This is a genomic window from Caldisericota bacterium (assembly GCA_034717215.1).
Taxonomy (GTDB): Bacteria; Caldisericota; Caldisericia; order Caldisericales; family Caldisericaceae; genus UBA646.
Window position 1 is genome coordinate 1 of record JAYELD010000136.1, and the last position, 5,868, is coordinate 5,868.

The window sequence follows — 5,868 nt, forward strand, 5'->3', positions numbered from 1 at the left end:
TATTTTAAAATTATCCCTGCATAGACTCAACCTAAAAAACCTCTATCCGGCCATACTTTTTGCTAATGGAAGTATCTACTGAATCTCTACATACTTAAGCCTTCTTGAGCCTGCAAACATAAGAGAAAAACCTGCAGCAAAGGAAAGAATGCCTACAAGAATAAATATTGCAATGCCTGCAACTGTCCCACCCCAAATTTTTATCAATAACCTATTTAAAAAGAAAAAACCAAAAGCAATACCAAACATCGCATAACCCATAACCGTTTGAATCAAAACAACCTTTCCCGGTATTATTTTTTTAGGGCTCTTCACTTCCCTGAATACAGGAAACATCGCAGATGTAGAAATACCAATTATTGAGAAAATAAAAGGCAAGAAAAGTGCAAGGGCAACGGAAACGAGAATCATGTTAACAGAAGGATGTCTGAGAAGTATCATAAGAATGAAAAATAAGGCATTCATTACCTCTCCCAATAAAAATGGAATAACAAATTTGCTCCACAGCAGCTCTTGTGAAGTTATTTTCGATGCAAAAAGAACCCACACGCTCCTGCTCTCTGTATAAAAAAGCATTGGAGCAATCTGTAGTGATGCCATATAAGATGAAAATACAAAGAAAAACAAAGGCATAAAAGAAGATAAATCAAACGATTCATTCCCTAAGGATTTTTTACCCAACACAACAATAAAGATAAAGAAAAAGACAGCAAGGTATGCTATAATTGGAAGAATTGAAACAGAGAGCTTTTGATCCCTTATAATCATCTTTACGTCTTTTTCTGCAATAGCCCTGATCTTTATTGGTAGAAACGAAAAACCCTTAAACTCCTTTTCCGCCTTCCTCTTTACGATTTTAACGCGTTGGGATGTCCTAACCTTCCCAAGACCTTCTTTGTATGTATTTAAAGAAAGGAGCGTACAGAGATAGAAAAGTCCTGCGCTTATAACCAAATAAATAGTAAAAACAAAAGTTCCCATTAGAATGTTTCTTTCTGCAAGAGACATAGTAAGATAAACACCAATATTTGTGGGTAAAAATCGCATAAGAGAAAAACCATGCGAAAACAAATTTGTCAAAGCATCTTTGCTTACAATCTGATAAGCAGGATTTGCAATTTGCATAATTCCAAAAAATAAAATACCAAAAGCCACATTAATGACCATGATTATATTCTGTAATTTCCTGGGGTGAATTTTCTTTGCAAGTGGTAGAATAACAAATACGGCAATGGTAAGAGGAATAACCGGGAACAGTAAGACAAATAAAAGTGTTTCAACATAAAAAATCATATTTGCTTGATTCACCATACCATACCCTACAAAAAATGGATACATAAGAAAAAAGAGCCAGATACTTTCTTCAAACACTGTAAACACAAAACGCCCTGAAAAAACATATCTTTCCTTAAGGGGAAGAGAAAGAAGAAGCATTGTGTCTGATGAAAAATAAAGCGTACTGAGCATGATAGAAAAACTACCCAATAAAAGATATATAAAAGCGACAAGCATTACAATGTTTAAAACAAGCGGGGCAAGTGAGATATCGACCAAAGGGATTTTTAAATTGTACAGGAATCGCGAGAGCTTTAAAAGAAAGTAAAAAGCAACCACTCCAGCCAATCCAATACCTATTGCAAAAATTGGGCGAAGTTTTTTATTTTTAGCAAGAGAATTATATGAAGTACGAAAGTTTGTCCTTAGTAAAATTAAAACATTCTTCATATTAATACCCTAAAAACTTAATCAGATCTTTCGTATCTTCTCCACCCGTAAGTTCAAGAAACAGGTCTTCAAGATTTGCAGTTTTATCTTTTGCTTTTTCCCGGAGCTCTTGAATAGTGCCTTCTACAATAAGTTCCCCTTGATTAATAATGCCAATCCTATCACACATTCTTTCAGCAATTTCAAGGATATGAGTGGACATAAAAATCGTTTTGCCCTTCTCAGCAAGTGCGCGAAGAAGATCTTTTACAAGTTTGGCACTGGCGGGATCTAATCCTACTGTCGGTTCATCAAAAATAAGAACAGATGGATCGTGAATTAATGCCGCAGAGATAACGATCTTTTGCCTCATACCATGAGAATAATTTTCTATCATCACATCTGCTTTATCCTCTAGCGAAAACATTTTAAACATTTCATTTGCCTTCTTTTTTGCACTGTCTCTATGAACTTCAAAAATATCTGCCACAAAATAAAGAAATTCTCTTCCAGTAAGTTTTTGATATACCATAGGGCTATCCGGGACCAATCCAATATGCCCTTTTGCCTGGATTGGATTTTTAAGGATATCAATACCATCAATTAATGCTGTACCTTTTGTTGGCTTCAAAAGCCCTGTAAGCATCTTTATTGTTGTTGTTTTCCCTGCTCCATTTGGACCTAAAAATCCATATATCTCGCCTGAGTTTACTGTGATGTTTAAATTATTTACAGCAAGTAACTTCCCAAAATCTTTTGTTAAATTTTTTGTTTCAATCATATTTTACCTTATACATTAACATTAAATTCATTTTAGCAGATACCTCTGAACAAAACAAATTATTTTAAAATATAGCAGTTAAAAATAACAAAACAACATTTATAAGGATACCAATATAACAAAGAAATTCTTTATGTGCAAACACTATATTTATTTGAAAAATAAATGATTCAAGGATTTCTTTTACCTTTTTTAATACGCCTTCTTTTCAAAAATCTTTAGCTATAGGATAAAACCTATAAAAAACTATCAGGAAAACCAGGTAAATTATTGCAGAATACAAGATAATGATTAAAATATACATATAAGATACATATAAGAATCTAATTATAAATGAATAGAATTTAAAAAATGTTTAGATAAGAAAGGTGGGATATCTGCTGTGCGTTACAAAAAATATGAAATAGTGCCATATAATTCTGAATTTTTTACAGGGGTTGCTGATTTGCAAAAATATCTATGGCCCAACTATGAAAGCAGCGCTCTGGCATATCTAAAGTGGAAATTTGAAGATAATCCTCTTACCAAAAAACCATTTGCCATTGTTGCACTTTACAAAAACAAAGTTGTAGGTTTTAACGGCTTTTTTGCTACTCGCTGGAGAATTGGAAATAAAAATGATAAAATATTGATGCTGTCTCCGGCAGACATATGCGTTCATCCGAATCACCGGAAAAAGGGATTATTTACAGCAATGACAATGTTTGCTATAGAGGAATATGAAAAAACACCATACAAAACATTTATAGGGTTAAGCATAAACACATCATCTGGAACAGGCTATAAAAAAATGGGGTGGCCAAAAATTGCCGATAGAACAAGCATGAGGCAATACAACTTAATCGGATTGATAAATTGGATTTTGATAAGCAAAACCGGGCGGAGTTTGTACAAACATCAGATAACCTATGGAAAGTTTGGAAATATTGAAGTTTCAAATAAACCAAGACACAAGGAAATGGCTGCCGTTATAGTAAAACAAAAAACCCAAGACAATAAAATCGCGCTGTTTAAAGATGCGTCTTTTTTCAAATGGAGATTCCAAAACATCAGGCGAAGCTACACATTTTACTACCATCTAAATAATGGAACTACCAACGGATATGTAGTGATTGAAACGGTCGACAACAGTACAAGCGGCCATATTATAGATTATGCAGAAACAGAAAATGGGGTAATTTATGAAATTTTGCGTTATACCATTGCAAAAAAACATTTTGACATCCTATCCATATGGAATATCAATTTAAGAAAAGACATTCATCAGACATTGAAAAACTTGAATTTTAGCACAAAAAACTTATTAGGAAAAATAGAAAAAAAATTCCCATCTGAGTTTCCAATGCTCCCTGTCTTTGTAAGACCAATTAAAAAAACAGTAAAAGAAAAAGATTGGTTTATTGAGAGCATTGACATCAGGAATATTAATAATTGGGAGATTAACGGAATTTGTTCTGATAATACTTAAATCTAAATACCTATGCGTTAATATAAGGAGGAAATAATGATGGAAGTAAAAAATTTGGATTTTACTCATTACTTAAGAAAAACGTTAGAAATGATGGATGATCCAGGGCTACTCCTTTTATCTGGCAATGCAAATGAATCTAATGTTATGACGATTGGATGGGGCACAATAGGGATTATCTGGGGTAAACCTATATTTTGTGTGTTAGTCAGGCCTTCTCGCTATACAAATAGTTTCATTAAAAAATACAATGAATTCACAGTGAATGTGCCTTTCCCCGGAATGGAAAAGACAGTTTTATATTGCGGTATCGTATCGGGAAGAAATTACAACAAATTTAAGGAAAAGAATATCACTTTATCGCCAGGAAAGAAAGTAAAATGCCAGACTATTAAAGAATGTAATATTGTTTATGAATGCCGAGTAATTCATAAAAACAGCATTGTGCCAGTCGAGCTAACACCCGAGATGTCGCCTAAATATTATCCAAAAGGAGATTATCATACAGTCTATTTTGGAGAAATTTTAGCAGTTTACGAACAATCCTAAAAATTCTTATTGCAAAAACTATTTATGAGACACTAAAGAAACAAGCAATTCAATTGCTTCTTTTGGAGAATCTGCAAATAAAATATCCACATTCCTCCTTTCATCAAGATATTTGCCTTCAAAAAGTATTTTCTCAATACTGTCTGCAGCACCCCCACTTCCTCTAATAATCACGATGGGTTTTTTATTCATATAAGCCGCGGAAAGTTCTTTTAATGTTCCATTCTTTCCGCCAATCATAACTATGCAATCCACTGTCTGGGTCATAAGTTCAGAGCGCATGCCTATTCCAAGTCCTGTTGTAATGGGCATATCAATATATTCATTTGCTTCTTTTTTGTCCAGGGAAGGCAAAATGCCAACAGTAATTCCGCCAGCATCTTTTGCTCCTTTGCTTGATGCTTCCATTACGCCGTCTCTTCCACCTGAAAAAAGTATCCATCCTTGTTTAGCTGTAAGATAGCCAATCCTATAAGCTATCTCAGATATATCGCGAGGTAGTGGATCCCATGGCCTCTCAGATTGCCCGATAACACCCAATCTAATTATCTCTTTATTCATCTCAAATATCCAACTCATACTTTAGGCAACATACAAGCTTTCCGCAGCTGCCAGTAATCTTAGCAGGGTTTGGAGGAAGGTTTTGCATTTTTGCATAAATGAGCTCGACACTTTCCAATTCATCAAGGAATGCAGTGCAACATAGCGGAAACCCACATGGCCCGCAGCCACCTAAAAAACGCATCGCATCACGGGCACCTACCTGCCACAATTGAATCTTCCGATTAAATGTTTTAACGAGTGCTTTAACAAGTTCTCTAAAATCTATGCGGGAGTCAGCTGTAAAATAAAATATATATTTCTTCTCGCCTTCATCCCAAACAGTTTGTACAAGGTGCATTGGGAGATTGTATTCCTTTATTTTTTGCTTACAAATACGAAAGGCATCTTGTTCTTTCTCTTCCAATTTTTCAAGATGAGCAATATCTTTTTCATCAGCAATTCGAATAATTTTTCCAGTAAAACCTTTCGCCCTTATTATATCCCATCGTTTTTTATCCATTTTTACTAAGGTTCTTTTTACAACAGCATGTTTTAGTTTCCCGTCCAAATCAACAATGACTTTATCAAAAAGCTTCACCGAAAAATTAGGTCTAGCCAAAAAATATGTCCTTGTCTCTTTTCGTAATACAACTGCAATAAGTTTAACTTCCTCTTCTATTAAATTCATTTTATCGCCTCTTTAATCTTAAATAAGCCGTCCAACAGTATATATTGCTGTATAGCACTTGTCAAAAGTGCCTGTTTTTTTTCTAAAACCACATTATACATTTTATGTAATTTAGATCTATCAACAAATACAAAT

Annotated in this window: 6 protein-coding genes; 2 read left to right on the forward strand and 4 right to left on the reverse strand. The window is 34.1% G+C overall.

The features are described from left to right. Positions 1-75 precede the first annotated feature (75 nt). The gene (locus U9Q18_05755; protein ID MEA3313862.1) at positions 76-1,725 is read right to left on the reverse strand and encodes a hypothetical protein; all 1,650 of its coding nucleotides are present in this window, start codon (positions 1,723-1,725) and stop codon (positions 76-78) included. 1 nt (position 1,726) lies between these two features. Then, positions 1,727-2,485: an ABC transporter ATP-binding protein gene (locus U9Q18_05760; GenBank protein ID MEA3313863.1), complete on the reverse strand. Its 759-nt coding sequence runs from the start codon at positions 2,483-2,485 to the stop codon at positions 1,727-1,729. A 382-nt stretch (positions 2,486-2,867) separates the two neighbouring features. Between U9Q18_05760 and U9Q18_05765 the strand changes: the two genes are divergently transcribed. Further along, positions 2,868-3,953 (forward strand): GNAT family N-acetyltransferase, encoded by a 1,086-nt coding sequence (locus tag U9Q18_05765; protein ID MEA3313864.1) that lies wholly within the window; start codon positions 2,868-2,870, stop codon positions 3,951-3,953. A gap of 36 nt (positions 3,954-3,989) precedes the next feature. After that, positions 3,990-4,502: a flavin reductase family protein gene (locus U9Q18_05770; protein ID MEA3313865.1), complete on the forward strand. Its 513-nt coding sequence runs from the start codon at positions 3,990-3,992 to the stop codon at positions 4,500-4,502. An 18-nt stretch (positions 4,503-4,520) separates the two neighbouring features. Here U9Q18_05770 and U9Q18_05775 read toward each other — a convergent pair whose 3' ends face one another. Continuing rightward, on the reverse strand, positions 4,521-5,063 hold the full coding sequence (locus U9Q18_05775) for a TIGR00725 family protein (GenBank protein ID MEA3313866.1): 543 nt from the start codon (positions 5,061-5,063) through the stop codon (positions 4,521-4,523). A 1-nt stretch (position 5,064) separates the two neighbouring features. Next, positions 5,065-5,733 carry a regulatory iron-sulfur-containing complex subunit RicT gene (gene ricT, locus U9Q18_05780; protein MEA3313867.1) on the reverse strand — a complete coding sequence of 223 codons (669 nt, stop codon included), beginning with the start codon at positions 5,731-5,733 and terminating at the stop codon, positions 5,065-5,067. Between the last annotated feature and the right edge of the window lie 135 nt (positions 5,734-5,868).